The 26,033-nt window shown below is 68.7% G+C and carries 27 protein-coding genes; 24 read left to right on the forward strand and 3 right to left on the reverse strand.

What is annotated here, in order from left to right:
- Nucleotides 1–164: 164 nt before the first annotated feature.
- Nucleotides 165–626: a GNAT family N-acetyltransferase gene (locus NDR87_RS14870; protein ID WP_251913867.1), complete on the reverse strand. Its 462-nt coding sequence runs from the start codon at nt 624–626 to the stop codon at nt 165–167.
- Nucleotides 627–822: 196 nt separating this feature from the next.
- Here NDR87_RS14870 and NDR87_RS14875 point away from each other — a divergent pair, with 196 nt between their 5' ends.
- Together NDR87_RS14875 and NDR87_RS14880 are read left to right on the forward strand one after the other, a co-directional pair.
- On the forward strand, nt 823–1,407 hold the full coding sequence (locus NDR87_RS14875; RefSeq protein ID WP_251913866.1) for a nitroreductase/quinone reductase family protein: 585 nt from the start codon (nt 823–825) through the stop codon (nt 1,405–1,407).
- A gap of 8 nt (nt 1,408–1,415) precedes the next feature.
- Complete coding sequence (locus tag NDR87_RS14880) at nt 1,416–2,384, forward strand: hypothetical protein (protein WP_251913865.1); 969 nt, start codon at nt 1,416–1,418, stop codon at nt 2,382–2,384.
- Here the strand turns inward: NDR87_RS14880 and NDR87_RS14885 are convergent.
- A complete protein-coding gene (locus NDR87_RS14885; RefSeq protein WP_251913864.1) occupies nt 2,381–3,217 on the reverse strand; it encodes a DUF4429 domain-containing protein in 837 nt (278 codons plus the stop codon). The two genes, NDR87_RS14880 and NDR87_RS14885, sit on opposite strands and share 4 nt — an antisense overlap.
- Nucleotides 3,218–3,558: 341 nt before the next feature.
- Between NDR87_RS14885 and NDR87_RS14890 the strand changes: the two genes are divergently transcribed.
- Both NDR87_RS14890 and NDR87_RS37740 read left to right on the forward strand, forming a co-directional pair.
- Nucleotides 3,559–4,440 (forward strand): helix-turn-helix transcriptional regulator, encoded by an 882-nt coding sequence (locus tag NDR87_RS14890; protein ID WP_251913863.1) that lies wholly within the window; start codon nt 3,559–3,561, stop codon nt 4,438–4,440.
- Nucleotides 4,437–4,715, forward strand: coding sequence for a DUF397 domain-containing protein (locus NDR87_RS37740; RefSeq protein WP_308212092.1), 279 nt, complete (start codon nt 4,437–4,439; stop codon nt 4,713–4,715). Before NDR87_RS14890 ends, NDR87_RS37740 begins: the two co-directional genes overlap by 4 nt.
- A gap of 7 nt (nt 4,716–4,722) precedes the next feature.
- Here NDR87_RS37740 and NDR87_RS14905 read toward each other — a convergent pair whose 3' ends face one another.
- Entirely contained in the window at nt 4,723–5,646 is a 924-nt protein-coding gene (locus NDR87_RS14905; protein WP_251913862.1) for an ACP S-malonyltransferase, read from the reverse strand.
- A 124-nt stretch (nt 5,647–5,770) separates the two neighbouring features.
- Between NDR87_RS14905 and NDR87_RS14910 the strand changes: the two genes are divergently transcribed.
- From NDR87_RS14910 to NDR87_RS15005, 20 genes are all read left to right on the forward strand, one after another.
- Nucleotides 5,771–6,760, forward strand: a complete 990-nt coding sequence (locus NDR87_RS14910; RefSeq protein WP_251913861.1) for an AfsA-related hotdog domain-containing protein — start codon at nt 5,771–5,773, stop codon at nt 6,758–6,760.
- Nucleotides 6,761–6,772: 12 nt separating this feature from the next.
- Nucleotides 6,773–8,101 carry an FAD-dependent oxidoreductase gene (locus NDR87_RS14915; protein ID WP_251913860.1) on the forward strand — a complete coding sequence of 443 codons (1,329 nt, stop codon included), beginning with the start codon at nt 6,773–6,775 and terminating at the stop codon, nt 8,099–8,101.
- A complete protein-coding gene (locus NDR87_RS14920; RefSeq protein ID WP_251913859.1) occupies nt 8,098–9,174 on the forward strand; it encodes an NAD(P)/FAD-dependent oxidoreductase in 1,077 nt (358 codons plus the stop codon). The genes NDR87_RS14915 and NDR87_RS14920 overlap by 4 nt, the downstream gene beginning before the upstream one ends.
- 14 nt (nt 9,175–9,188) lie before the next feature.
- Nucleotides 9,189–9,800: an SRPBCC family protein gene (locus NDR87_RS14925; protein WP_251913858.1), complete on the forward strand. Its 612-nt coding sequence runs from the start codon at nt 9,189–9,191 to the stop codon at nt 9,798–9,800.
- Nucleotides 9,801–9,806: 6 nt separating this feature from the next.
- Nucleotides 9,807–10,574, forward strand: coding sequence for a trans-aconitate 2-methyltransferase (locus NDR87_RS14930; RefSeq protein ID WP_251913857.1), 768 nt, complete (start codon nt 9,807–9,809; stop codon nt 10,572–10,574).
- Nucleotides 10,575–10,663: 89 nt separating this feature from the next.
- The gene (locus NDR87_RS14935) at nt 10,664–12,031 is read left to right on the forward strand and encodes an aspartate aminotransferase family protein (RefSeq protein ID WP_251913856.1); all 1,368 of its coding nucleotides are present in this window, start codon (nt 10,664–10,666) and stop codon (nt 12,029–12,031) included.
- Nucleotides 12,032–12,057: 26 nt separating this feature from the next.
- Nucleotides 12,058–12,696, forward strand: coding sequence for an acyl carrier protein (locus NDR87_RS14940; RefSeq protein ID WP_251913892.1), 639 nt, complete (start codon nt 12,058–12,060; stop codon nt 12,694–12,696).
- A gap of 2 nt (nt 12,697–12,698) precedes the next feature.
- Nucleotides 12,699–14,006 carry a beta-ketoacyl synthase gene (locus NDR87_RS14945; RefSeq protein WP_251913855.1) on the forward strand — a complete coding sequence of 436 codons (1,308 nt, stop codon included), beginning with the start codon at nt 12,699–12,701 and terminating at the stop codon, nt 14,004–14,006.
- On the forward strand, nt 13,999–15,300 hold the full coding sequence (locus NDR87_RS14950; RefSeq protein ID WP_251913854.1) for a beta-ketoacyl synthase: 1,302 nt from the start codon (nt 13,999–14,001) through the stop codon (nt 15,298–15,300). The genes NDR87_RS14945 and NDR87_RS14950 overlap by 8 nt, the downstream gene beginning before the upstream one ends.
- Nucleotides 15,300–15,776, forward strand: a complete 477-nt coding sequence (locus NDR87_RS14955; protein ID WP_251913853.1) for a hypothetical protein — start codon at nt 15,300–15,302, stop codon at nt 15,774–15,776. Before NDR87_RS14950 ends, NDR87_RS14955 begins: the two co-directional genes overlap by 1 nt.
- Entirely contained in the window at nt 15,773–17,053 is a 1,281-nt protein-coding gene (locus NDR87_RS14960; protein ID WP_251913852.1) for a beta-ketoacyl-[acyl-carrier-protein] synthase family protein, read from the forward strand. The genes NDR87_RS14955 and NDR87_RS14960 overlap by 4 nt, the downstream gene beginning before the upstream one ends.
- A gap of 21 nt (nt 17,054–17,074) precedes the next feature.
- A complete protein-coding gene (locus NDR87_RS14965; RefSeq protein WP_251913851.1) occupies nt 17,075–18,397 on the forward strand; it encodes a radical SAM protein in 1,323 nt (440 codons plus the stop codon).
- A complete protein-coding gene (locus tag NDR87_RS14970; RefSeq protein WP_251913850.1) occupies nt 18,394–18,834 on the forward strand; it encodes a holo-ACP synthase in 441 nt (146 codons plus the stop codon). Before NDR87_RS14965 ends, NDR87_RS14970 begins: the two co-directional genes overlap by 4 nt.
- The gene (locus NDR87_RS14975) at nt 18,831–19,580 is read left to right on the forward strand and encodes an SDR family NAD(P)-dependent oxidoreductase (protein WP_251913849.1); all 750 of its coding nucleotides are present in this window, start codon (nt 18,831–18,833) and stop codon (nt 19,578–19,580) included. Before NDR87_RS14970 ends, NDR87_RS14975 begins: the two co-directional genes overlap by 4 nt.
- Before the next feature lie 9 nt (nt 19,581–19,589).
- Nucleotides 19,590–20,066 (forward strand): hypothetical protein, encoded by a 477-nt coding sequence (locus NDR87_RS14980; RefSeq protein WP_251913848.1) that lies wholly within the window; start codon nt 19,590–19,592, stop codon nt 20,064–20,066.
- A complete protein-coding gene (locus NDR87_RS14985; RefSeq protein WP_251913847.1) occupies nt 20,063–21,343 on the forward strand; it encodes a beta-ketoacyl synthase in 1,281 nt (426 codons plus the stop codon). Before NDR87_RS14980 ends, NDR87_RS14985 begins: the two co-directional genes overlap by 4 nt.
- 16 nt (nt 21,344–21,359) lie before the next feature.
- Nucleotides 21,360–22,115, forward strand: coding sequence for an SDR family oxidoreductase (locus tag NDR87_RS14990; protein ID WP_251913846.1), 756 nt, complete (start codon nt 21,360–21,362; stop codon nt 22,113–22,115).
- Between the two features lie 11 nt (nt 22,116–22,126).
- Nucleotides 22,127–22,960, forward strand: coding sequence for a methyltransferase domain-containing protein (locus tag NDR87_RS14995; RefSeq protein ID WP_251913845.1), 834 nt, complete (start codon nt 22,127–22,129; stop codon nt 22,958–22,960).
- A complete protein-coding gene (locus NDR87_RS15000; RefSeq protein WP_251913844.1) occupies nt 22,944–23,678 on the forward strand; it encodes an ABC transporter ATP-binding protein in 735 nt (244 codons plus the stop codon). Before NDR87_RS14995 ends, NDR87_RS15000 begins: the two co-directional genes overlap by 17 nt.
- The gene (locus tag NDR87_RS15005; protein ID WP_251913843.1) at nt 23,675–26,023 is read left to right on the forward strand and encodes an FtsX-like permease family protein; all 2,349 of its coding nucleotides are present in this window, start codon (nt 23,675–23,677) and stop codon (nt 26,021–26,023) included. Before NDR87_RS15000 ends, NDR87_RS15005 begins: the two co-directional genes overlap by 4 nt.
- Nucleotides 26,024–26,033 lie beyond the last annotated feature (10 nt).

Raw genomic sequence — 26,033 nt, forward strand, 5'->3', positions numbered from 1 at the left:
AGCCAATTTGAGAGCCACACCGAACCCTGATGGTGGGCAGCCGAACGAGAGAGCACCCCCACCGGGCACCTGGACCGGATCCTGGCCGGGACCCGATCGTGATACCAGTTTCTAACTAGCCGACGAGGTAGCGGGACACCACCTATCAGGACGAGCACACGGGCTTACAGCGCCTTGGTGAGCAGGTATTCGGTCGCCCCCGGCGGGTAGTCTCGAATCTCACCAGCGATGCGATAACCGCGGCGCAGGTAGAACTCGGGGGCCTGGAAGTCCCAGGTTTCGGTGCGCGAGTGCGCACAGCCGCGCTCCCGCCCGATACGCTCGGCCTCCGCGAGCAGGCGAGCTCCGTGGCCCTGCCCTCGGCGCCGCTCGTCCACCCACAGGAGTTCGATGCGCAACCACTCCGCCCACGTTGAGCCGGCAATGCCGCCCAAGACGGTACCCTCGGCGACAAGATACGCCTGCACCGGTTCCTCCCCCTGGTCCGGCAACTGCTGCATCCGTCGAATCACGGCATTGTGGGCACGGTTGAACTCGTCGAGTCGATCCTCGAGAAGGGCCACCCGCTCGTCACTCGCCGCTGTGTCCAACACCGCCTCGACCACGGCTCGCGAATCCTGCGTCATACCCTCATCATGATCACCGCTGGTTTCCGGCGCTACCAATTTTCCGCAGGTTGGTTGTGGTTGGCTGCGACGTCCATAGCGCCCGCGGCGCAGGTCGTTAAATCGTTTGACCGCCTCTCAACCGAGGGAGGAGGGGGCGAATGATGCCGCTTATCGCGCTGACTGAGCCGGCCAGCGCGGGGCAGCCAAAGATCAAGTGGTCGTGCCGATCCAGGGTTGGCGGAGTGGGGATTTATCTGGTTGTGTTGTGCGGATGCGTATCTCAGGGGGTTTCCGGAAGAATTCAGCCCGTTCGTTGCCGCGCTGGTTGGGTGCGGCCAAGCGGTGGATGTATCGAGATGGTCGGCCGAACAGGGTGATGCGAGTGCTCAACTGGGTCTCGGGCCTGCAGTACTCGGCTGGGTTTCTGTCGCCGCGCTATGCGATGACCTTGGAGGTGCGCGGTCGGCGCTCTGGTCGGCCGGTGACGGTGCCGATTGCGGTAGCTGAGCTCGACGGCCATCGGTATCTGGTGTCGATGCTCGGCCCGGAGGCCGATTGGGTTCGGAACGTCCGCGCGAGTGGGGGACGAGCTGTGTTGCACCGGTGTGGGAGTGAAATGGTGCGGTTGGAGGAGGTCGCGGCCGATGCCCGGGCTCCCATTCTGCGCCGCTATCTTGCCATCGCGCCTGGTGCCCGCCCGCACTTCCCGGTCGACCGCCACGCGCCGTTGGCCGAATTCGAAAAGATCACCGAGCGCTATCCGGTGTTCGAAGTCACCTCGGCGATCGAAAGCGGGTAGGAGGCAGTGTGATTCGCATGCTGATGAGAGTTTTCAGGGGCTTGCGGGGAGTTGTGCTCGCCGGGGTTGTGGTGGTCGTTCTCGTTGGCTGCTCCTCGCTGATGGTCGATTGGCGTGCCGAAGTCGACAAGCTCGATGCGGAGATTTCGGCTATGCCGGGGGTACAGCGCGTCGAGGTCTCCTATGCCGATGACTTCTTCAAGGGGGACAGCTTGTTTCGGCTCGATGTGCACCTGCCCGAGGCGACCGAGTCGCAGATCAGGGACGTGCTCGGTCGGCTGGGCGAGCGGATGGGCAGGTTCAAGGGGTTCAGGGAACAGGAGATCGGGTTCGTGGTGGGGGACAGGGCGAAAGTCGGTACCACCAAGAAGCTCGAGGTCGATTCGTTTCTCGAGGCGGTTCGCAACGTTCGCCGGTATTCGGTGGAGGTGCCCGAGGGGAGCATCTCTTGGGATGTGCGCCCTACGCCGGAAATTTCCGTCTCGGATACGCAGAACGGCGGGGCCGCATCGCTCGCTGCGATCCGAGCGATGATCGGCGACACGAGCGCGGCCGAGGTGTCGATCTCGACGGCCGGGTATGCGTCGTGGAGTATCGACCTACCATTGTCCGCCGAGCGGGAAGCGGAGTTTCGCCGTCGGCTGTCGGAAATCCCCTTGGCGATCGGGTCGGTCGAGATCGAAGGCGGTCACATCGTCGGGCTGTCGGTGCGCAACACGGTGGTGTCGACCTTCGAACCCGACCTCGTCTACGGCCAACTGGCCGACACGGTAAGGAAATTGGGCGTGACCACCGGCCAACCCCTGCGCTTGCGGTGGAGCTGGCTGTTCTATTACACCGACGGAAAACGTAACGAGGGCGCCGTGCACGTCGGCGGGTGTGATTATCACTCCCTCCTCACCGTCAGCGACGACACGCTCAGCGTCCCGGCCCTCGAGGTCCAGCGCAGGATGCGCGAGGAGTTCGACGCCTGCTAGAGCCTGCGGAGGAGTTCGGTCTTCTTACGCTGGAACTCGTCCTCGGAAAGCACGCCCGCGTCGCGTAGTTCGCCGAGGCTGCGGAGGGTGGCGAGGACGTTTTCGGCGCTGACCAATGGCTCCTCGGGGACGGCCGGTGCGGCGGGGAGAGGCTTCGGGGTGGGCTTGGTGGTGCGGAGTTCGGCCAGGGCGACGCGGACGGCGGCCGCGAAGGGCAGGGTGGTGTCGATGTCCTGGGACCATTCGCCGAAAACCATTGTGGCCGGTTTGGAGTCGCGCAGGCGCACCCGTAGGGAGCTGGTGCCCCAGTCGGAGAAGATCCAGTCGACGCCTTCCACGTCGGCCAGGTCGAAGGTCCGATCGCGCTTGCCGCTCTGGCCCCGGCTGAATGTGATCGCCTTGCCGTCGAAGGAGGCGTAGCCGCCTTCGCCCTCGAACGTCAGCGGGGGCGGTGGGCCGAATACGAGGTATTCGGGGGAAGGGCGGTCGGCGTCCGGGTTGAGGGCGATCCGGTCGCGCAGGTAACCGGCGTAGTACTCGGCCAGCTCCTGTTTGTCGCCGGTGACGACCAGGCGGTACGGCTCGGCCTTCTCCGGCAGCTGTCCGGCGGCGGCCTCGGTCAGCGGGCACGCCCCGGGGCGGACCTCGAGGCGCAGCACGCCCTCCTTGCGGCCGCCGGTGAATGTCACCCCGGCCAACGCCCGCTCCGGCACCACCAGCTCGCCGAGGCGACGAAGCAGCTTGTGCGCGGGGCGTTTCGGGAGATACCGAATCCGGATCGCATCGGCACCGAACGCCCATGTCCCGTTCGTTCCGGCCAGCTCCAGGTCCACGTGATCCCCTACCCGTACCAATGCCTTCCGGCCTTCCACGGTACCGGAGGAGGGGCAGGGGTGAGCCGTGGGATGGCGGTATTTACGGTCGAACATCTTCTGCCATGCCAATTCCGCACACCACCCTCGGTAATTCGTATTCCACCATTGGGTTGGTGAAAGTGCTTATGAAATGAGCTGTTTCGGGGGCTCCTTTGCTGAAGATGAAGTGGAGCAATGGGTGTAGTGTTAGTCTTTCGCGTGGTGGGTGGGAGTTATTCGGGAGTTCCACTGCCGCAGGGCTGTTGAGATTCCAGATTGAGTATTTCCAAAAATGACGACACTCATGAGAGAGGCTAACGATGGCGGATCCAACCCTGGCGAGCCGGAGGTTCGGGCGGAAGCTGCAGAGGTTTCGGGAGCGGGCGGGGATGTCGGAGTATGCGGTGGCCAAGGCGGTGGAGATGTCGCCGCAGACGTATGGGCGGCTCGAGGATGGGGTGAAGCAGAACGTTTCGAGTCTTCTCGTCAACGGGCTGTGCGACAAGCTCGGGGTGAGCGATGAGGAGAGGCAGCAACTGCTCGATCTTGCGGAGGAGGTTCGGCAGGAGCGGAACTCCGAAGGCCGTTCCTGGCGAGCGTTTGCCAACAGGCTTCGGCCAAGCAAGGACCGCTACTTCGATCTGGAGGAGAGTGCGCGAAAGATAACCACGGTGGAGTTCAACCTGGTTCCCGGGTTGCTGCAGACGATGGAGTATCGGCGGCAACTCGCTTGGGCCGAGTTTCCCAACCAGAAGTCCGAGGAAGTCGAAGGGCTCCTCACGTTCTTCCAACAGCGTCGCCGACGCCTGGAAGACCCGGAATTCGAGTTCGAGGCGCTCATCTCGGAAGCAGCTCTGCGACATCCGACCGGGGGGCCGGGCGTGATGGGGGACCAGTTGCGGTATCTCACCGAGTTGGACGACCGACCGAACGTGTCTATCAGAGTCTTGCCGTTCAGCACGAACCCCTTCGCCGCTGTCGTCGGCTCGTTCGTATGGCTGGACTTCCCGATGCTCACGAACTCGAAGTTGACCTCACCACCGGTTGTGTTCGTCGAGGGGTATGTGGGTGCTCTGTATCTGACGGCGGAAGACCAGATCGGTATGTATAGGGAGGCGCTTCGGAACATCCGGCGTGTAGCGTTGGGTGCGGATGCAACCAGGGATCTGATCCTGTCGATCGCAAGGGAGTACGCGCCGTGACCATTGACTTATCCGCGGCACGGTGGTTCAAGTCCAGCAGAAGTGCGGCCGGAAACAACTGCGTTGAGGTCGCCTTCCTTTCGCCGGACACGACATGGTTCAAATCCAGCCGAAGCGGTGCCGGGAGTGACTGTGTTGAGGTCGCCCACCTTCCCCGAGACACGGTCGCCGTCCGAGACTCCAAAAACCCCACAGGCCCAGTCCTGCTCTTCAACGCCGCCGAATGGGCCGCCTTCACCGCCAACCTCGCCGACGGCCGCTTCGACCACCCCTGACCCGACCTCAGGCCACGGGTAGATCCCCGGGATACCCGCAGTACCCCACCCGCACCGGAACCCGCTGTCTACCCAACGATTTGGCGAGCACCCTCGTCGGCCCCACCTCCACGACGCGGGTGCAGCCGAGCCGATCGACCAACGCCTCCAACACGTCGGTCCACCGGACAGGCGCGGTGAGTTGCTGCTCGGCCAGCCGTCGCCAGCGCCGGGGCGAATACACGCTGGCATCCACGTCGGCGACGATCCGCACGGTGGTGCGCCGGAATTCGGCCGCCGCCAAGGCCGTCCGCAGGGCAGGGACCGCCGCGGCCATGAGCGGGGTGTGGAACGCACCGCCAACGCGTAAGCGCACCACCTTCAGCCGAGCGGCCCGCGCCTGCTCCGCCACCGCGGCCACGCCGGGCTCGGTGCCGGACACCACCACCTGCCGCGGGCCGTTGAGATTGGCGACCCACACATGCCCGCCCTCCGCGCGCACGGCACCGGCCATCCGCTCGATGTCGGCGGCCTCCCCGCCCAGGATCGCCGCCATGGTCCCGTCGTGCCCGCGCGTGGCCGCCAGCATCGCGGCCCCGCGCGCGGCGACCAGTAGCGCACCCTCGCGCGGGGTCAGCGCCCCGGCCGCGACGAGTGCCGTGTACTCACCGAGGCTGTGCCCGGCGCAGGCGCGCACGCCGGTCACGATGCCGTTGGCGCACAGGTGATTCCACGCCATCAGCGACATGGTGAAGATGGAGATCTGCGCCAGATCGGTGCGCCGGAGGCGTTCGTCGCCGGTGTGCAGCAGTAGGTCGCCCACCGGGTAGCCGGTCCACTCCGATACCTCGTCGACTATGCGCCAGTGCGGCGAGCCGAGCCAGGGCGCACCCATGCCGGGCCGCTGCGCGCCCTGGCCGGGGAAGATCACCGCACAGTCCAGATCGGTCACATCGGCGAGGGTAACGGCCTGGTGGGGAACGGAATTCGGGAATCGCGAACAATCCACCAGCCGTTGAGTTCGAGTGGCCGTATGCACGATGGATTCGGTGCACGGGGACAATAGCCTGAAAAATATGGCCACTGCGGAAAGCGCTCCGGCGCTCCAGCCGAACCTCTCGTTCGAGCAGACGGTGCCGCGTTCGCTGGTGCACCGCAGCGCGATCAACGAGGTCTTTCTCACCGATTCCGCGGTTATCGGCAAGCGGCAGTGGGCGATCGCGGCCATGCTGCCGCGCAGCCATATGCTGTTCAACGACGGCGGCAATCCCGGCTATCTGGATCCGATCGCGGTGATGGAGGTGACCCGGCAGGTCACCGAATATGTCGCGCATGTGTACGCGCATGTGCCGGACGACAATTTCCTGGTATTCCGGGATATGCAGGTCGAATTCACCGACCCGGGGGCGCTGCGCACGGGTCCGGAACCCGCACGGCTGCTGGTGGTCGTCAATGCCCGCACCTCCGAGCGGATGCGCGAGCGGCCGGTCACCATCAGCGTGGACGGGCGCGAGTGCGGCCGAGCGGGTGGTCGCTGGCTGCCACTGCCGCTGCACTACTACCAGGCGGCGCGCGAGCGCGCGCGGGCCAAGAAGCTGGCGGTGGAACCGGTCCCCAGTGGATCGACGTGGCCCACAAGGCTTCTCGAACCGGAGCGGGCGGGACGGCGACTGTCGGCGAATATCCTGCTCGGCGATCCGAGCGTGCCCGGCCCCGATGCCGCGGCATTCACCCTCGCCCTGGATCAGTCGCATCCGGTGTTCTTCGATCACGCGGTCGATCACGTGCCGGGCATGCTGATGCTCGAGGCGGCCCGTCAGGGCGCACTGGCCGTGCTGGCCGAACATCGAGGCACGCGGCCGGACCGGGCGCTGATCGTGGCCTGCGATGTCGACTTCGGCAATTTCTGCGAACTCGATCTGCACACCCGCTGCCATGCCGCGATCACCGGGTCGCGGGAGGGGGACGGTGCGGTGCGGCATGCGGTGCGGGTGACCTTCGAGCAGGCCCGCGAAACCTTCGGCACGGTCACCCTCGAGGTGATCGACGAATCCGGCTCGCACTGAACAGGAGTCAGCGTGTCCAGCGAACCAGTGGCGGCGGTGGTCGGCGCGGGGATCTCCGGAATCGCGGCCGCGTTGCGGTTGCGGTCGGCCGGATACGCGGTACGGATCTTGGAGCGCGGTGATCGGCTCGGCGGACGCCTCGGCATGGCCGAACTGGACGGCCGCGACATCATGGTGGGCGGCAAGAACATCGGGCGCGGGTACACCCGCGTGCGCGCGCTGCTGGAGCGGTTGGGCGGGGTCGAATACGAGCCCTTCGGCATCAATACCTCTCGCGTTGTCGACGGCAGGCTGGTGCCGCTGGACAGTGATCGGCGCTCGCAGACCCTGCGTGCCATCGTGCGGATGTGCGATCTGCGGGATCTGCCGCGCCTGGACAGCATTGCGCGTCGGGTGCGGGCGGCGGATTCGGCGCGCTTCCTCGGTTCGGAGTTCGCGCGTTCACTCGCGGCCCGCTCCGACCGGGAGCCGCTGGCCAGCCATTTCGGGCCGCGCACCACCGCGAACTTCCTGCGGCCCATTACCGTTCGGATGAACGGGGCGGAGCCGGACGAGGTGTTCCTCGGCACCTTCCCGACCAATATGGGCATGCTGCTCGACCACTTCGATCAGACGAGAACCGGTCTGCGGCAAGTACTTTCGCGGGTCGAGGAGCAGGTGGAGGTTTGCTACGGCCAGGAGGTCGTCGGCATCGAGGCAAGGGCCGGGGGAGTGGTGCTGCACACGCGGGACGCGCAGGACGTCTCGGGCTACGACGCGGTCGCGATCTGCACTCCGGCCCATGCCGCGGCGGCGCTGCTGCGGGCGCTGTCGCCCGCGCTGGCCGAGCTGCTGCGGTCGGTGCGCTACTTCCCGGCCACGATCGCGGTGGCGCGCTACGCCCACGACGTCTTCGCCCGTGACGTGCGCGCCCTCGCCCTCGACGACGGGCCGTGCAGCAATGTGGGCAGTTACGGCAGGGACGCCAGAAACCTGGTGCGCTATACCTTCTCGGGCCGGCGCGGCAGGCTCACCGATCCCGACGCGGGCACGGTGGACACGCTGATCACTGAGACCGAGCGGGTGTTGGAGGCGCACCTGGGGATCGTCCGGTCGCCGAGAACCGCGGTGGCCGTGCGGCATTGGCCGCAGGCGTACTGTGCCTACCTGCCCCGGCACGACATGTTCCTCGATGCCGTCGCGGCCGCGACCGCCGCCGTGCCCGGGCTGGCCCTGGCGGGAGACTATCTGCTGGGCGCGTCGCTGGAGGCATGCTGCCGGTCGGGTGAGGCGGCGGCCGACGCGCTCGCCGTTCGTGCGGGTGCGCCACCGAATACACTGGAGCAGAAGGCATTCGGGTGAAGATCCTGATTGTCGGCGGGGGAATCTCCGGTCTCACGCTCGCCGCGCGGCTGCGGCAGCGGGGGCTGCGCCCGACCGTTGTCGACCATATCGGCGGCTACGGCGATCCGGGGCACGCGGTCACGCTGTGGCCGCGCGGCAGCCGGGTGCTGCACGGGCTGGGGCTGTGGAACGGGTTCATCCGGCGCAGCACGCCGCTGCGCCGCCATGTGCTGCACGATCACGAGGGCCGGGTGCTGCGCGTCCTCGATCTGGAACGCTGCGTGACGCCGCAGGTGCCGCGGGCCGCCGCACATGAGGATCTGCTGGAAATCCTCGAATCCGCCAACGGCGGCACGCCCATCGACCTGGACACTTCGATCGCCCATCTGGAGCCGCTCGGCCCGGTGGTCGGCGTCCGCTTCTCCGACGGGCGCGAGGCCGAATTCGACCTGGTCGTCGGGGCCGATGGAATGCGTTCGGCCACCCGCGAACTCGCGCAGCTGCGCGCCCACACCCGGCCGCTGGACTGGCGGATCTGGTGGTGGTGGGCGCCCTACGGCACCGTGCCGTACGACGAGCTGCACGAATACTGGGGAGTGCGGGTGCTGCTGTCGGCCTATCCGACTCGCGACCGGGTGTCCTGCGTCGCCGCCGTCGCGGGCAACTTCGAGGGGCCCGAACCGGACTTCCTCGGGCGGCTGCGCCCCGGCGACGGTCCGGTGCATTGCGGCGACATGATGGATATCACTGTGCCGCAATGGATTCGGGGGCGAGTGATCCTGATCGGTGACGCCGCCTCGGGGATGCCCGCCGCCACCGGAATCGGGGCGTCGGTGGCCATGGAATCGGCGTCGGTGCTCGACGACGAGCTGTACCGGGCCGAGCACGCCGATATCGATCGGGCGCTGGTGGCGTTCCTGCTGCGCCGCCGCGCCCCGGTGGAGGCCGCGCATCGACGGGCCCGAGCGCTGGTCGAACTCATGATGTGGGACTCCTGTGCGGCCCGGCAGGTGCGCAATATCGGCATTCGCTATGTGCCGCGGCCGTGGATTCGGCACTGCTTCGCCCGGTGGGACGACGTTCAGATCTGAGAGGGAGGTGCGCCGTGGAAGCGACCGAGCTGCCCGGCCTGTTTCGCTGCGAGGCCATGTCGAGAGCCGTTGCGGCACAGGCCATCATCGCCGAGACCAAACGGCTGCGCGGCGGCCCGGCCGACGAGGGCGTCTACACCGTGCACCAGCACATCGACTGTCCGCCCGAGGCGTTGTACGAGTATCTGCTCGATATTCGCAGCATCGAGGAATACACCTACAGCATGCGCGATTTCAGCCCGGTGGACGGCACGGGGCTGTATGTCGGCGAGGACGCCACCGATCCGCGCACCAAGATCTATCTGCGCATCACCGGCAATCCGGAGGTGCTGACCTTCGACTACGAATCGGCGGTCGATCAGAGCGGGGATCTGTGGATGGTGTTCTGCGGCCGGGTCCTGTCCGCGCAGCGGGTGCAGAACCGGCCCGGTGCGCTGCTGATGCTGACGACCTGGCGACACCCCAACTACGACCGCAACCCGTATCCCCGGCTGGCACCGCCCGGTCGCGCCTGGCCGGTGTCGGGCTGGCCGCTGTTCCACGCCTGCGACATTCTCGAGATCCGCAATCTGGCGCGAATCGTGGAGCACCGCACCAGATCGCGCGCGCTCGCGGCGGGGCGGTGACCGGGCATGGACAGCTACGCCGATACCGCCGAGTTCTACGACATCGCCGGGCGCTCGTACTGGAAACCGCGCGCCGCCACGCTGACCAAGGCGCTGTCGGGTGCGGCCGGGGGTCCGATCGTCGATATCGGCGCGGGCACCGGCCTGGTGGTGGAGCTGCTCGGCGCGGCGCTGCCCGCGGCCGAGTTCATCGCGGTCGAACCCTCGGCGGCCATGCGCGCGGCCCTGATCGGTCGATTGTTGAACCGGCCCGAGCTGGCGGCGCGGGTGACCGTCGTGCCCGAGACCATCGAGGCGGTCGCGCTGCCCGAGCGCCTGGGCGGCGCGGTGGCCTGCGGGGTGCTCGGCTATCTGGATCCCGAGCGGCGGCGCGAGCTGTGGCGCATGCTGGCGCGGCGGCTCGCGCCCGGGGCGCGCGCGGTGGTGGAGGCCATTCCATTTCCGCCGACGCGGGTGGTGCGGCCGATTCGGGTGGGGGCGGCGCGTTTCGGGGAGCGCACGCACGAGATCTGGCTCGGTTCCGAACCGGCCGCGACGCCCGGGCGGATCGAATTGACCACGCTGTGCCGCGTGCGGGCGGGGGACCGGGTGCTGCGCGAATGCGTCAGCAGGCAGGAGTGGTTCGCGGTCGATATGAACACCATTGTGACCGAGACCGCGGCGGCGGGTTTGTGCAGTCGGCGCACCGGATGGGATCTGGCGGCATTGTGGCCGGAGGGTGCGGCACGTCTCGATGCTCGAACGAGTTCGGCGGCCGAGTCCATCAACCGTTGAGTTCGGTTCGACCAAACAACCGATGACCCTCGGTTGCAAGGGATTTACCGTTTTATCCAGCGAAACGTTTTTCTCCTGCGAGGAGCGCCATGCCGAATCGGGCTGTGCCGGAAACAGAATCCACGCTGTGGCACGGATTCACGAATATGCGGGGATTTCGGCGGCGCGGTATCAGCATCGCCGGGGCCGACGGGGTCTGGGTCACCGATAACGACGGCAATCGATACCTCAATGCCTTCGCCGGACTGTGCAATCTGAGCCTGGGCGGGTCGCATCCGGAGATCGTGGCAGCCATCCGGGAACAGGCGGGCAAACTGCTGTATTTCCCGATCGAACGCGCCACCCACCACATCGCCGACGACTACGCCCGCAGGCTCACGGGGGTCACTCCCGAGGGTTTGAACATTGTCTTCTACGCCTCCACCGGATCGGAGGCGAACGAGACCGTCATCAAGATGATGCGCCAGTATCAGCGGCTGCGGCGCGGGCCCGACACCGCCAAACTCGGTGTGGTGGCCCTGGATCGGGCCTATCACGGCGTGACCTACGGGGCGCTCAGCGCGACCGGCTCGGCCTTCCGGCGGTTCCGGGAGCAGTTCGAACCGCTGCTGCCCGGATTTCATCACGCGCCCACCCCGTACGCCTACCGCTGCGCCTTCGACTGCGCGAACATGTGCACGCTGGCCTGCGCGGATGCGGTGGAGGCGGTGATCGAGCGGGTCGGCGCGGACCGGATCGCCGGGGTGCTGGTGGAACCCGCGCTCGGCGTCGGCGGGGCGATCGTGCCGACCGCGGCCTACCACCGGCGGCTGCGCGAGATCTGCGATCGGCACGACATTCTGCTGGCCTACGACGAGGTGATCACCGGATTCGGCCGACTGGGCGAATGGTTCGGGGCGGACTACTTCGGGGTGCGGCCGGACTTCATGGCGTTGTCGAAGGGCATCAACAGCGGCTATCTGCCGTTCGGCGCGGTGGTGGTGCGCGATGAGATCTACCGCGAATTTCTCACCGAGGTCGACGGATTCATCGCCACCGGCAGCACCACCAACGGAAATCCGCTGTGCTGCGCGGCCGCGCTGGCCACCCTCGACATCATGGAGCGTGACGGAATCGTCGACCACGCCCGCGAGATGGGCAAATACCTGTTCGACAAATTCGAGAACCTGCGCGAATATCCGATCGTCGGCGATATCCGCGGGGCGGGTCTGCTGATGGGTATCGAGCTGGTCCGCGACCGGCGCACCAAAGAGCCGATTCCGAAACAACAATGGCAGGTCATCGAGGACCGCATCGCCCTGGCCGGGCTCATCATGGGCAGTCAGGGCGCGGAGGGTCTGGGCGGAACGATCGGCATCGTCCCGCCCTTGACCATCACCAGAGACGAGATCGACGAGATCTATCGACGACTCGACGGAGTGCTCGCCCGCTATTCCCGGCTCACCGCGAAGAGCTGAATCCGAAGGAGAATGCTGTGGAGTCCATGTTGCGTTCGGACGAACTCACCGACATCGTGCGTCAGGCCATCGCACTGGCCCTGGCCGTCGATCTCGACGAGGTGACACCGGATAAGCTGCTCATCCCCGAACTCGGCGCAGAATCGATCGACTTCCTGGACATCACGTTCCGGCTCGAGCAATTCCTGCCGATCTCGATTCCCCGCGACGATCTCAACGAACAGGCCGAGGACGTCTTCGGTGCGGGCGCGGCGGTCGACACGCTGCGCAGGCTCACCCCGCTGGGCGCGTTCCTGGTGCGCGAACGCCTCTACGGCGTCGATCCGGCCAAGGTCGAGATCGGCATGCGGGTGGAGGACGTGTCCTCGCTGTGGACGGTGCGGACCTGGGTGGGGCTGTGCCAGCGACTGCTCGACACCGTGCCGCAGCAGTGCCCGGCGTGCGCGGGGCCGCGCACGTTCGTGCGCAACGACGAGGGCGAGTATCACGCCGCATGCGGTAACTGCCATGCCGAACTGGCCGCCGTGCCGGGTGACGAGCTGAATCAGCGGTGGTTCGAGGAGATACGCGATACCGACGAGGTCGCCGCACTGCTCGAGGCCAGCCGCAAACAGGCCGCGGAGGCGGAGGCGGCCACGACCCAGACCCCCGTCGCCGCGGAGTAGCCATGAGCGACCAGGCCCGCCCGCGACGGGTGGTGATCACCGCGGCCGAGATGGTCACCCCGCTCGGCTCCGATGCCGAGACGACCTTCCGCGGTTTCGTCGCGGGCCGCTCGGGCGTGCGCGGCACCACCCGATTCGACGCCTCCGGTCTCGGGTCGCGGGTGGCGGGGGAGGTCGACGACGAAATCCTCGCCGCCGCAGAGGCTTCCGAGTATCTGGACCACTCGCGGGCGCTGGTCGACGCCGCCGCGCGGGGCGTGCGGCTGGGACTGGCGGCCGGGACCGCGGCACTGGATCGGGTGGGTCTGTCCGGCACCGCGCCCGAGCGGTTCGGGGTCTGCGTCGGGACCTCCGGGCAGATGTACGACATCGATACCCTCGACGCGCTGACCCGGGTGCGCGACCGCGGCGGCTACACACGCGAATTCGTCGGCATGCTGGCCGGTCAGCGACACAGCGTGCGGAAGAACGCCGCGGCGGCGACGCTCGCGACGGTCTGCGGTGCGGGCGGGCCGACCATGACGGTGTCGGCGACCTGTGCCTCCGGGACGCAGGCGATCGGGGAGGCGACGCTGTGGATTCGGGAGGGCGACGCCGATGTGGTGCTCGCGGGCGGATGCGATTCGCTGCTGACCTTTCTGGGCATATCGTCGTTCGATCTGCTGACCGCGCTGGCCACTCGCTACAACGACGATCCGGCCGCGGCCAGTCGCCCATTCGACCGGCGGCGCTGCGGTTTCGTCATGGGCGAGGGCGCGGCGTTCGTGGTGCTCGAGGGGTTCGAGCACGCGCTGAGGCGGGGAGTCGAGCCGCTGGCGGAGGTGATCGGATACGGGGCCTCGTGCGACGCCTATCGGATCACCGACTCCCCGCCCGACGGTGACGGGGCCGTGCTGGCCATGTCGGCGGCGCTGACCGACGGGCGGCTGCGGGCCGAGGATGTGGACTACATCAGCGCCCACGGCACCTCCACGCTGATCAACGATCGGGCCGAGACCCGGGCCGTGCACAAGGTTTTCGGCGATCGGGCGGCGAATATCCCGATCAGCTCGCAGAAGTCGATGATGGGGCATTCGATCGGGGCGGCCGGGGCCATCGAATGTGTGACCTGTGTACACGTGCTGCGCACCGGGCTCATCCCGCCGACGATCAACCACGAGTATCCGGATCCGGACTGCGATCTGGACTATGTACCCAATCGGGCTCGGGCGCAGCGGGTTCGGGTGGCGATGAGCAATTCGTTCGGATTCGGCGGCCAGAACGCCAGCATCGTCGTGCGGCGCTGGGACGAGGGCGACCGCCATGGATGAGCGCGTCGTGGTGACCGGTATCGGGGCGCTGTCGGGGCTCGGCAACGATCCGCAGACCCAGTGGAAGGCGGTGCTGCGCGGGGATTCCGCGGTGGCGCGGCTGGTCCGGCTGAGCGAGCGCATCGAGGTGCCCGGGGCCGAACCACCGGTCGCCGGGGCGCGGGTGCACGGCGTGGATCCGCGCGACTGGGTGAGCGACCGCAAGGCCATTCGGGCGATGCGGCTGCACACCCATCTGGCCTTCGCCGCGACCGGTCAGGCGCTGACCTCGGCGAAGCTGCGGGCCGACGAGCTGGACGGGGACGCGATCGGCATCACGCTGGGTATTTCGATGATCGACTACGACATCGCCGATCTGGAGCTGGCCGCGCGCCGATCCACCGATGCGGCAACGGGTTTCGATATCGAGCGGTTCTGCCGCGCCGGGTGGCACGCGATCTCGCCGATGGTGTCGATCGTGATGCTCAACAACGCCACGCTGTGCCAGATCGCCATGCAGTACCGATTGCACGGTCCCAATGCCTCGTTCAGTCCGTTCGGTGAGGCGGGCGGGCAGGCGCTCGGGGAGGCACTGCGTATTCTGCGCGACGGCGACGCCCGGGTCATGCTCGCGGGTGGAGTCGGGCCGCGGCTGAATCTGTCCGCGCTGCAACGCATGCTGTATCTCGACATCGTGGCGGAGACGGCCGATCCGCCCGCGCGCTCGTGCCGCCCGTTCGACCGTGCGCGCACGGGCACCGTGCCGGGGGAGGCGGCGGCGATGCTGACCCTCGAGACGCTGTCGCATGCGCGGGTGCGCGGGGCGCCGATCCTCGCGGAGGTGCTGGGCCACGGCTCGGCCGTCGGCGCGGACGACCATGCGCCGAATCCCGCGCGGGCGACCATCGAACAGGCTCTCGGCGTCGCACTCGACGATGCGGGTATCGCCCCGGATCGGCTGGACTGCGTCTACGCCGACGCGCCGGGGCTGCCGTCGGGCGACGCCGTCGAGGCCGAGGCCATCGCCGCGGTGTTGGGGCCGCATCGGACGCCGGTCACCTCGCTCAAGGGTGCGACCGGGCATCCGCTGGCCGCGGCGCTGCCGCTGCACGCGGTGTTCGCCGTGCTCGGCGGCGGCGACCGGATGGTGCCGCCGGTGACGAATCTGACCGAGCCCGAGGACTTTTCGATCGATCTGGTGCGCGACGAGCCGCGCCGGTTGCCGCCGGGCAGCACCGTCGCCTGTCTCGCGGCCGGATTCCAGGGGCAGAGCGAATGTCTCCTGCTCGGCGCGTTCGACCCGGGGGAGGCGTGATGCGGTTCCTGCTCTACGACCGGGTGCTGGACGCGGTGAAGGGCCGATCCATCGTCGCGGTCAAACATGTGGCCCTGACCGAGGATCATCTGGCCGAGGGCTATGCCGGGCGACCGGCGCTGGCCGGTTCGCTGCTGATCGAGTCGATGGCGCAGGTGGCGGGCTGGCTGGTGCATCTGAGTACCGACTTTCGGGTATCGGCGTTCCTGTGCATCGTCGACGACGCCGAACTGATCGCCGAACTGCCACCGGGACGGTCGGTGCGGATCGAGGCGCACCTGCTGAGCCTGAGCAAGCGGTGGGCGCAGTTGCGCTGCGTCGCCGCGGATGAGGAGGGGCGGACGGTCGCACGGGTGGCTCGGCTCAACTATGTGCTGCGCGATATCGAGGATCCGGCCGAGATCGCCAATGAGGAGAACAGGTTTCGCTACTACTCGGGATGGCCGCTGGAACGCATCCGGGCGGTGCCGTCGTGAACCGGGTCGTGGTCACCGGACTGGGCGCGGTCACGCCGATCGGGCTGGGCCGCAAGCGTTTCTGGGAGAGCCTGGTCGCCGGTGTCTCGGGCGAGGGGCCGATCACGCTGTTCGACGCCGCCGCGCTGCCGACCCGAATCGCCGCGCAGGTGCCGGACTTCGAGGTCGGCGAGTACTGGGACGGACCGTTCCCGACCGACCTGCGCGAGGACCGGCAGCTGCGCTTCGCGCTGGCCGCGTGCGCGATGGCGCTGGGCGACAGCGGTCTGCGCTGCGGTGGCGCGGACGCGAGCCGCACCGGGTTCATCGTCGGCGCGGGGCTGGGCATCGTGCGCATGGACGATATCGCCAACCATCTCGACGCCCAGGGCCGCTTCCGTGTCCCGACGCCGCTGCGCGAACGCGAGGCCATCCACCCGGTGTCGCTCATTCGCGATCCGCAGGATCTGCTGGTCCGCCTGCTCACCGGTCACCTCGACATCACCGGCCCCACGGTGATCGTCACCTCGGCGTGCGCGGCGGGCGCGCATGCCATCGGCACCGCCTTCCGCATGCTGCGCCGCGGTGAGATCGACGTGGCGCTGTGCGGGGCAATGGATTCCATGATCAATCCGCTGGGCATGGCGGGGCTGGTCGCGCTTGGCGCGCCCTCGACCGACAACCTGCCCGGGCGGACCGGGCGGCCCTTCGATGCCACCCGCAGCGGTTTCGTGGTCGGCGAGGGGGCGGGCATGGTCGTGCTCGAGACCGAGGAGCATGCGCGCCGGCGCGGCGCGCACTGCTACGCCGAGGTCGCCGGATTCGGGCGCTCGCTGGACTCGCACCGGTTCACCGAACCGCATCCCGAGGGCGCGGGCGCGGCGCTGGCGATGCGCTCGGCCATGGCCGATGCCGGGGTCGAGCCCGAACAGGTCGGGTTGATCAATGCCCACGGCACCGCGACCGCGCTCAACGACCGGGTCGAGACCCTCGCCATCAAGACCGTCTTCGGCGCGGCCGCACCGCGATTGGCGATCACCGCCAACAAATCGATGACCGGACATCTGATCGCCGCCTGCGGGGCGGTCGAATTCATCGCGACGGTGCTGAGCGTGCGCACCGGCGTCGTGCCGCCGACGATCAACTATCGCCATCGCGACGCCGACTGCGATCTGGACTACGTGCCGGGGACCGCGCGAGAGCTGCCGGTGGAGGTGGCGCTCACCAATTCGTTCGGTCTCGGCGGGCAGAACGGCTGCCTGGTGGTGCGCCGGGCCGCGGACCCGATATCGGACTGACGCCCCGGAGGAGATATGCACGTGCTGTTCGTGAACCCGGACGTCCGGGACAAGAGCATCATCTACGGCAACCGCATGCTCAATCCGGTGCCGGTGAACCTCGCCTACCGGGCCGCGCTCACCGCGCCTGCGCACGAGGTCACGGTGATCGACGAGAACGCCACGCCCATCACGGATTTCGCGGCGTTCGAGCATATCGATCTGGTGGCGGTCACCTCGAAATTCTTCGGCGAGCGGCGCACGGCCGAGCTGGTGCACGGCTTCGCGGGGCTCGGCACGCCGGTGATCGTGGACGGATACTTTCCCAGCTACGACCCGCAGGCCGAGCGGATCGGGGCGGCGGCGGTGGTGCGTGGTGAGGTGGAGGGAGTGTGGCCGCGGATTCTCGACGACGCCGAGCAGGGGCGGTTGCGCCCGGCCTATCAGGGCGGCCCGGTCGATCTGGCGTCGCTGCCGCTGTACGGGCGCGAACATCTGCCGCCGCACGACTACGTCTTCCCCGTCGAGGCCACCCGCGGCTGCCCGTTCTCGTGCAATTTCTGTATCGAGACCCGGTATCACCACGAGGTCTTCCGCACCCGGCCGATCGAGCGGGTGATCGATCAGATCGCGAGGCGCACCAGTGATTTCGTGCAGTTCGCCGATATCAATATCGTCGGCAATCCGCGTTACGCGCAGCAGCTGTTCCGCGAGCTGGAACCGCTGGGGGTGCTGTGGGGCAGTCAGGCCACCATCACCCTCGCGGGGCGTCCGGCGCTGGTGGAGGCCGCGGGTCGGGCGGGGGCGATGCTGGTGTTCCTCGGGCTGGAATCGGTGCGGCCGGACAACCTCATCGCCTCCGACAAGGCGTGGAGCAGGCCCACCGACTACGCCACGCTCATCGCCCGGCTGCACGACGCCGGGATCGGAGTGATCGGCTCGTTCGTCTTCGGCTTCCCCGGCGATACGCCGGACGTGTTCGAACGGACGCTGGAGTTCGTGGTGGACAACGAGATCGAGATCTGCCACTTCAATCCGCTGGGCAGCGGGCCGGGGGTGCCGCTGCACGAGGAGCATCGGCGGGAAGGGCGCGTCATCGATCCTGGGCCGCGGGGGCCCTCACATTTCACGGCGTCGGTCGCGCCCGTGCACATGAGCGTCACCCAGCTGGTGGACGGACTGGAATACCTGTATACCCAGACGTATTCGCGTGCGGTGACCCATCAGCGGCTGCGCCGCTATCTGTCGAGCGCCCCGCTGCCCGGCCCGCGCTCGGCGGCGAAGAAGCAGGCCGTCATGGGGCTCAATTTGGCCTATCGGCAAGCGGTGGAACGGCATTGGGGCGCACGGGCGGTGCTGCCGTGACCACGCTGCTGGTGCCGCCGCTGGCGGCCGCGCCGACCATCACCACCGGCGTCGACATCGCCTCGGTGCAGCGGCTGCGGCAGCTGCTCGACACCCGGCCGCCGTTCGCGCTGGCGGTGTTCAGCCCGGACGAGATCGCCTACTGCCGTCGCTTCCGCGATCCCGCACCGCATTTCGCCGCGCGGTTCGGGGCAAAGGAGGCCACGCTCAAGGCGCTGAGCCTGGGGCTGGGGGTGCCTCCGGCCACCCGGCGGCTGCGCGATGTCGAGGTCTGCCGCACCGCCGGGCCGCCGCGGTTGCGGCTGCACAATCGCCTGGCCGCGGCCGCGCGGCGGCTCGGCGTCACCGGCGCGGCCGTAGCGCTCAGCCACGACGGGGATTACGCGATCGCCCAGGTGCTGCTGTCCTGGCGGGCGCCGGGGGAGGTGGCGTCGTGAGGCTTCCGGATACCGTGGCCGTGATCACCGGCGCGGCAGGGGTTTTCGGCACGGCGCTGGCCGAACGCTTCGCGGCGGAGGGGGCCGCGCTGATGCTGACCGACATCGACGAGGCGGGGCTGCGCACGGTCGCCAAGGCTGTCGATGCGGCCGAAACGGCCACGCATGCGGCCGATCTCACCGATCCGGCCGCGGTCGAGCGGCTGTTCGCGGCGGTGGACGAGACCTTCGGCCGGGTGGATGTGCTGATCAACAATGCGGGCGGTGCGGTGCGCTCGTCGCTGGCCTTCCACACCGATGCGGACTGGCATCGGATGCTGCGGGTGAATCTGGACTCGGTGTTCTACTGCTCGCGCCAGGCGGTGCGGCGCATGCTGCCGCGCCGCAGCGGCCGCATCGTCAATGTGTCCTCGGCGCTGGGCCTGACCGGCGGTGCGGAGGAGGTGGCGTATGCCACCGCCAAGGCGGGCGTGATCGGGTTCACCCGCAGCGTCGCCCAGGAGGTTGGCCGACGCGGGCTGTGCGTGAACGCGATCTGCCCGACGCTGGCCGACAGCGGCGTCAGCCGGGCGTATTTCGAGGGCTTCGACGTCGAGATCCGCACGGTGGCGACCTATCTCGCCCGACGCGCGGCCATGGCGCGGCCGATCGAGGCGAGCGATGTCGCCGATATCGCCCTGTTCCTCGGCTCACCGGACAGTGCGTACATCAACGGGCAGGCAATTCTGGTCGGCGGAGTGGGATAGGAGTCTTCGGTGCGATACCTCATGGTCGACGCGATCACCGAACTGGACGGCGGCGTCCGGGCGGCGGGGGTGAAGAACGCCGCGATGAGCGAGGACTACTTCGCCGACCACTTCCCACAGCAGCCGATCGTGCCGGGAGTGCTGGTGCTCGAGTCGATGGTGCAGCTGGCGCGGTGGCTGGTGATCGTCGGCAGTGAATTCACCACGACGGCCGTGCTGAGCGGCGTCGCGCAGGGCAAGTTCATCGACTTCGCGGTGCCGGGGGATCGGCTGAGCGTCGAGGTGGACAGCCGGGACGGGGTCGTGGTGCCCGCGGCGGGCATCGATCTGGAGTTCCGCGGTACCGCGCAGGCGCACGGACGCAAGATCGCCACCGCGACCTTCCGATGCCGGACGCATCCGCTGGCCGAATTCGACGATCCGGCCCGGGTGCGCAAGCAGTACGGCGTGCTGCGGCTCAACGGGGCGAAGGCGGGTGGGCAATGAGACGCCGGGTCGCGGTCGTGGGGGCCGGGGTGCTGTCGTGTCTGGGCGGTGATCATCGGCAGCAGTGGCGACGAATACTGGGCGGGCACACGGGGTTACGTCGGCGCGACAACGAATCGACGCCCGCGCTGGCCTATTTCGGGTCCGTCGACGACGCCGTCCATCCGGTCGCGACCGCCGATCGCAAACATCTCAAGCGCCTGACCCGCCCCTCGCGGCTGGGGGTCTTCGCGGCCGATCTCGCCGTCGCCGATGCCGGGCCGGTGGTGGCCGCGGCGGCGTCACAACGTCGCGGAATCTATGTCGGCTCCAATGAATCCGAGGACGAGAAGGACTATTTGGAGCGGTTCGCGCCCGTGCTCGCCACCGCGCGCCGGGCCGACGGGAGTATCGACTACACCCGCCTCGGGCAGGAGGCGCTGCGGCGGGCGCGGCCGGATTTCCTGCTGTCGGGGCTGCCGAACGCGGCGCTGTGCCAGATCACCATCCGGCACGAGATCTGCGGGGCCAACAGCACCCTGGTCGACGGGTCGGCGATGGGGCTGTGTGCGGTCGGCCGGGCGTTTCGCGCCGTGCGCGACGGCCGGGTGGACGTGGCGATTTGCGGTGGAACCGATGCGGGGGCCGATGAATTCACCAGGTTGGCGCTGCGGGAGTTCGGGCTGACCTCCGCGTGCGCCCACGGGGCGCGGTCGGTGCGGCCCTACGATCGCGACCGCGACGGATACGTCTGCGCCGAGGGCGCGGCCGCGCTGGTGCTCGCCGATCTGGATTTCGCCGTCGCCAACGACGCCCGAATGCTCGCGGAGGTGGTGGGGTTCGGGGCGGGCTGTGATCTCGGGCCGACCCTGGGGCCCGATCCTGATGGCAGCGGCGTGCGCGCGGCGCTGACCCGCGCGCTCGCCGATGCCCGGCTCGATCCCGAGCAGGTCGGATATGTGTACGGACATGGCGACGCCACGGTCGACGGGGACCGCTCGGAACTGTGCGGCATCGCGAATGTGTTCGGCCGACAACGGATTTCGCTGACCGCCACGAAGGCCGCCACCGGCCATCTGGGACCGGCCACCGATGTCGCCGAGGCGGCCTTCGCCTGTCTGAGCGTGCGGGAGGCGGTGATCGCGCCGACGCTGCATCTGACCCGGCCCGACGACTGCGTGGACACGGTCGAGGTGGTGGCCGCGCGCCCGCGCCGCCTCGATACCCGCTGTGCGGTCACGCTCAGCCGCAACGGCGACGGGCCGGAGGTCGCGGCGCTGGTGGTACGGGCGATATGACACGGAAGGTCTCGAGATGACGCAAGATCTGGCCGGGCGCACGGTACTGGTGACCGGCGGCTCCCGCGGTATCGGACGGGCGATCGCGCTGGAGTTCGCCGAGCGCGGCTCCGATGTGATCCTGACCTATTGGCGGCGGCGCTCGGCGGCCCGCGAGGTGGTGACCGAGATCGAGCGCAAGGGCCGGCGGGCGCTGGCGCTGCGGGTCGACGTGGGCGATACCGGCCAATTGCGGCGGCTGTTCGACGACGTCGAACAGCAGTGGGGCGCAATCGATTTCTACATCAACAATGCCGCCTCCGCGATCATGAAACCGCTGTTCGGGCTGGAGTCACCGCACTGGCGCTACATTCTGGACACCAATGTCACCGCCACGCTGTTCGGCTGCCGCGCGGCCTATCGGCTGATGCCCGACGGCCGCGGCGCGATCGTGCTGCTGTCGAGTATGGGTGGTCGCCGCTATCTGCCCAGCTATGGCGGGATGGGCGTATGCAAGGCCGCCATCGAGTCCATGGGGCGCTATCTGGCCGTGGAACTCGCGCCGGGGGTCAATGTGAACACCGTCTGCGGCGGGCTGGTGGAAACCGATTCGGTGCGCGCGCTCGCCGGGGGCCAGGACTGGATACGGCAGCTCGCCGAGGGCAGTCCGATGCGGCGCACCGGGCGGCCGGAGGATCTGGCCAAGGTGGTCGCCTTCTTGTGCACCGACGACGCCGCCTGGATCCGCGGCCAGACCATCGTGGCCGACGGCGGCGCATCCCTCGTCTCGTGAAGGAGAATCTCGTGACCGGCAGCCTCGACACCCAGGCCATCTACAGCCTGACTCACCGACAGATCGCGAACAACGAAGCGGCACAGGAGATGATGGCCTATCTGTGGCGCGACTGGGGCGGCTATGTGGGCCAGCTCAGCTGGGTCACGGCCGCGCAGCTGGCCGCGATGGCCGAGGCCGCGGGCCTCGCGCCCGGGCGCGCCGCGCTGGATCTGTGCTGCGGCACCGGCGGTATCACCCGCCATCTGGTCGCGACGACCGGCGCGACGATGACCGGGCTGGACTACTCCGAGCCCGCGATCGAGATCGCCCGCCGCGACGCCGCCGCGGTTCCGGCGATCCGCTTCGATCACGGCGACGCCCGCGAACTGCCCTACGGCACGGCCGAATTCGATGCCGTGATCAGTGTGGACAGCCTGGTCATCGTTCCCGATCGGCGGCAGGTACTCGCCGAATGCGCGCGGGTGCTCAAAGCCGGTGGACGGCTGGTGTTCTCCGATGAGGTGCTGACCGGGCCGGTGCCGCGCGATCCGGAAACCCAGCGGGCGCTGGCGGTGTACGGGCGACTGTTCCCGCTGACCGCGCCCGGATATCGCCGCCTGCTCGTACATCTCGGCTTCACCGAGATCGAGATCCACGACCGCACGCCGATGTTCGTCGCCATCAACCGCCGGTGGGCCGACTCGTACCGCCGCTTCGAGGAATCAGGGCGAAAGGTGCTGGGCGATCGACTGTTCGAGGACGGACTGGCCTTCTTCGACACCCTGCACGCCGAGGGTGCGGCCGGTCGGCTCGGGCAGGTGCTGGTCAGCGCCACGTGGACGGGTCATGACGGCGCACACTGAGCGCCGCACCGAGACGCTTGCCGCGCTGCGCGCGGTGTCGAAGACCTTCGGCAGCGACGCGGCCGCGGTGCACGCGCTGGACGAGGTGGATCTGAGCATTGCCGCGGGGGAGTTGGTGGTGGTGCTGGGGCCGTCGGGGTCGGGTAAGACCACGCTGCTGAATGTGCTGGGCGGCATCGAATCCGCCACCTCGGGCACGGTCACCGTCGCGGGGCACCCGCTCACCGACCCGAACGCCGGTTCGGTGACCGCGCTGCGCCGCGACATGCTCGGATTCGTCTACCAGTTCTTCAATCTCATTCCCACCCTGACCGCGCGCGAGAACATCGCGGTGCTGGCGGAACTGACCGGCGGGGAGGTTCGCGCGCGGGCCGATCGCGTGCTGGCGGCGGTGGGCCTGGCCGACTGCGGCGATCGGTTTCCCGGGCAGCTGTCCGGCGGCCAGCAGCAGCGGGTCGCCATCGCGCGGGCACTGGTCAACCGCCCGCGACTGCTGCTGTGCGACGAGCCCACCGGCGCGCTGGATCCCGGCACCGGCCGTGAGGTCCTGGCGCTGCTGCAGCGGGTGTGCCGCGATGGCGATCGGGCCGTCGTGATCGTCACCCACAATCAGGCCATCGCCGCGATCGCCGACCGGGTGCTGCGCATGCGGTCCGGCCGGATCGTGGCGGCGCGGCGGCAGGACGCGCCGCTGGACGCCGGTGAGGTCAGCTGGTGAATACCCTGCACCGCAAGCTGTTTCGCGATATCCGCACGCAGTGGGCGCAGTTCGCGGCGCTCACGGTCGTGGTGCTGCTGGGCGTGGCCCTGTTCACCGCCGCCTACGGCGCCTACCGGAATCTGACCGCCTCCTACGACCGGGTGTTCGCCACCCAGCGCTTCGCCGATCTGTGGGTGAGCGGTGGTGATGCGACCGCCTTCGCGGCCGCCGCGCGCACCGATCCGCAGGTCGCCGACGCGAGCGTGCGCCGCCAGGTCGAGCTGCCGCTGCGGGTGGGCGCGGACAAGCTGCGCGGGCGGGTGATCGGGCTGCCCGCCGACGGGCCGCCCGCCAGCAATGCGCCCACGCTGCTGTCCGGGCGTGCGCCGGCGGCGAACGAGGTGCTGGTGGAACATCACCTCGCCGACCACTTCCGGTTGCGGGCCGGTGATGTCGTCGCGATCCACGGCACCGACGGCTGGGTTTCCGCTTCCGTCGCGGGCGTGGTCTCCTCGGCCGAATATCTGTGGCCCGCCCGTGATCGCGCGGACCTGTTTCCGCTGCCGGACAACTTCGGGGTCGTCTTCGCGCCGGATCCGCTGGTGGCTGCGGTCGCGCCGGGCGGTCCCGAGCAGGCGCTGGTCCGATATACCGGCAGCGCCGGACCCGATACCGCCGCCCGACTGCACGCACTCGCGCAGCGGTACGGGGCCGAGCAGGTGGTCGATCGGGCCGAGCAACCCTCGAACTGGTTGCTGCGCTTGGATATCGACGCCTTCGGCGAACTCGCCTACCTGTTCCCGCTGCTGTTTCTCACCGTCGCGATGCTGGTGGCGTATGTGCTGTTGAATCGGCGGGTGCGGGCGGAGCGGCCGGTCATCGGCGTGCTGTTGGCCGGGGGACGCGGGCGGGGATCGGTGCTGGCGCACTACATTTCGTATGGGGCGCTGGCCGGAGGGCTGGGCGCGCTCGGCGGAATGGTGCTGGGGCAGGCGGCATCCGGGGCACTCACCAATCTGTATGTCGGGGCCATTGACCTGCCTCGGGAGGCCACCGTGGTCCAGGTCGTGCCGCTCACCCTGATCGGAGCGCCGATCCTGGGCATCGGCACCGGGGTGCTCGGCGCACTGGCCCCCGCGCTGCTCGCCTTCCGCACGCCGCCCGCGGCGGCCATGCGCGGGGTCACGCCCGCGCATCCGGGCCGAATCAGCCTGGCGGAGCGATTGATTCCGCCGCTGCGCCGACTGCCCGTGCGCTGGCTGCTGGTGTTGCGCAATGTCGGGCGGGCGCCACGGCGGACGTGGAGCACCGTGCTCGGCACGGTGCTCGCACTGCTGCTCGTGCTCACCTCGTGGACGCTGTTGGACACCATGACCGCGGCACTGCGCATTTCGTCGCGGGAGGTGCAGACCGCCGACGTCCGAGTCGATTTCACCGCACCCGTCGATCGGGCGCGGGTGGCGGAGCTGACCGGCGCGCCGGGGGTGCGGCGGGCCGAGCCGATGGTGCAGCTGCCGGTGACCCTGACCGCCGGGAGCCGCACGTATTCGACGGCGTTGATCGCGCTGACATCGGGGACCGAAATGCACGGGTTCCGCCCGCTTCCCGGCTCACCGGGTGCACTGTCGGGTGACGGTCTATTGGTCGGGAAGGGGATTCGCGCGCTGCTGGGGGTCGGCGCGGGCGATGTCGTGACCGTGAATACGCCCGGAGCGCAACCGGTCTCGGTGCCGATCGCGGGACTGCTCGACGAACCGATCGGAACCTTCGTCTACGCCTCCCTCGACCGGTTGGACGTCCTCGCGGGCGCGCCGGTCCCGGTCAATGCCGCGCTGCTGCGCCTGACACCGGGGGCCGATCCGCGCGTGGTCCGCGAAACCCTGTCGGAGCGAGCGGAAATCGCCGCGGTGGAGGATCTCACGAAGCTGGAGCGGCTGATCGACGAGTACGCCGACCTGTTCTACGTCTTCATCGGCGCGATGCTCGCGCTCGGCGGTGCGCTGGCCTTCGCGATCATCTTCACCACCATGTCGATCAATATCGTGGAACGCCGCCGCGAGGTCGCGGTGCTGCGCGCGGGCGGCATGTCGCACGCCGTGGTGGCGCGGCTGCTCACCGGCGAGAACCTGCTGGTGACGCTGCTCGGTGTCGGTCCGGGACTGGTGCTCGGGGTGCTCGGCGGGCGAGAGTTCCTGGCGCTCTATACCAATGACCAGATTCAGATCGACCTGGTGGTGCGCCCGGCCACCCTGATCGTCGCGGCCGCCGCGGTGCTGATCGTCGCCGTGGTATCCCTGCTGCCGGGGTTGCGCGCGGTGCGCGGACTCGACCTCGCCGCCGTGGTTCGGGAACGGTCCGATTGACGAGCCTGGA

This window comes from Nocardia sp. CDC159, assembly GCF_023740735.1.
Taxonomy (GTDB): Bacteria; Actinomycetota; Actinomycetes; order Mycobacteriales; family Mycobacteriaceae; genus Nocardia; species Nocardia pulmonis.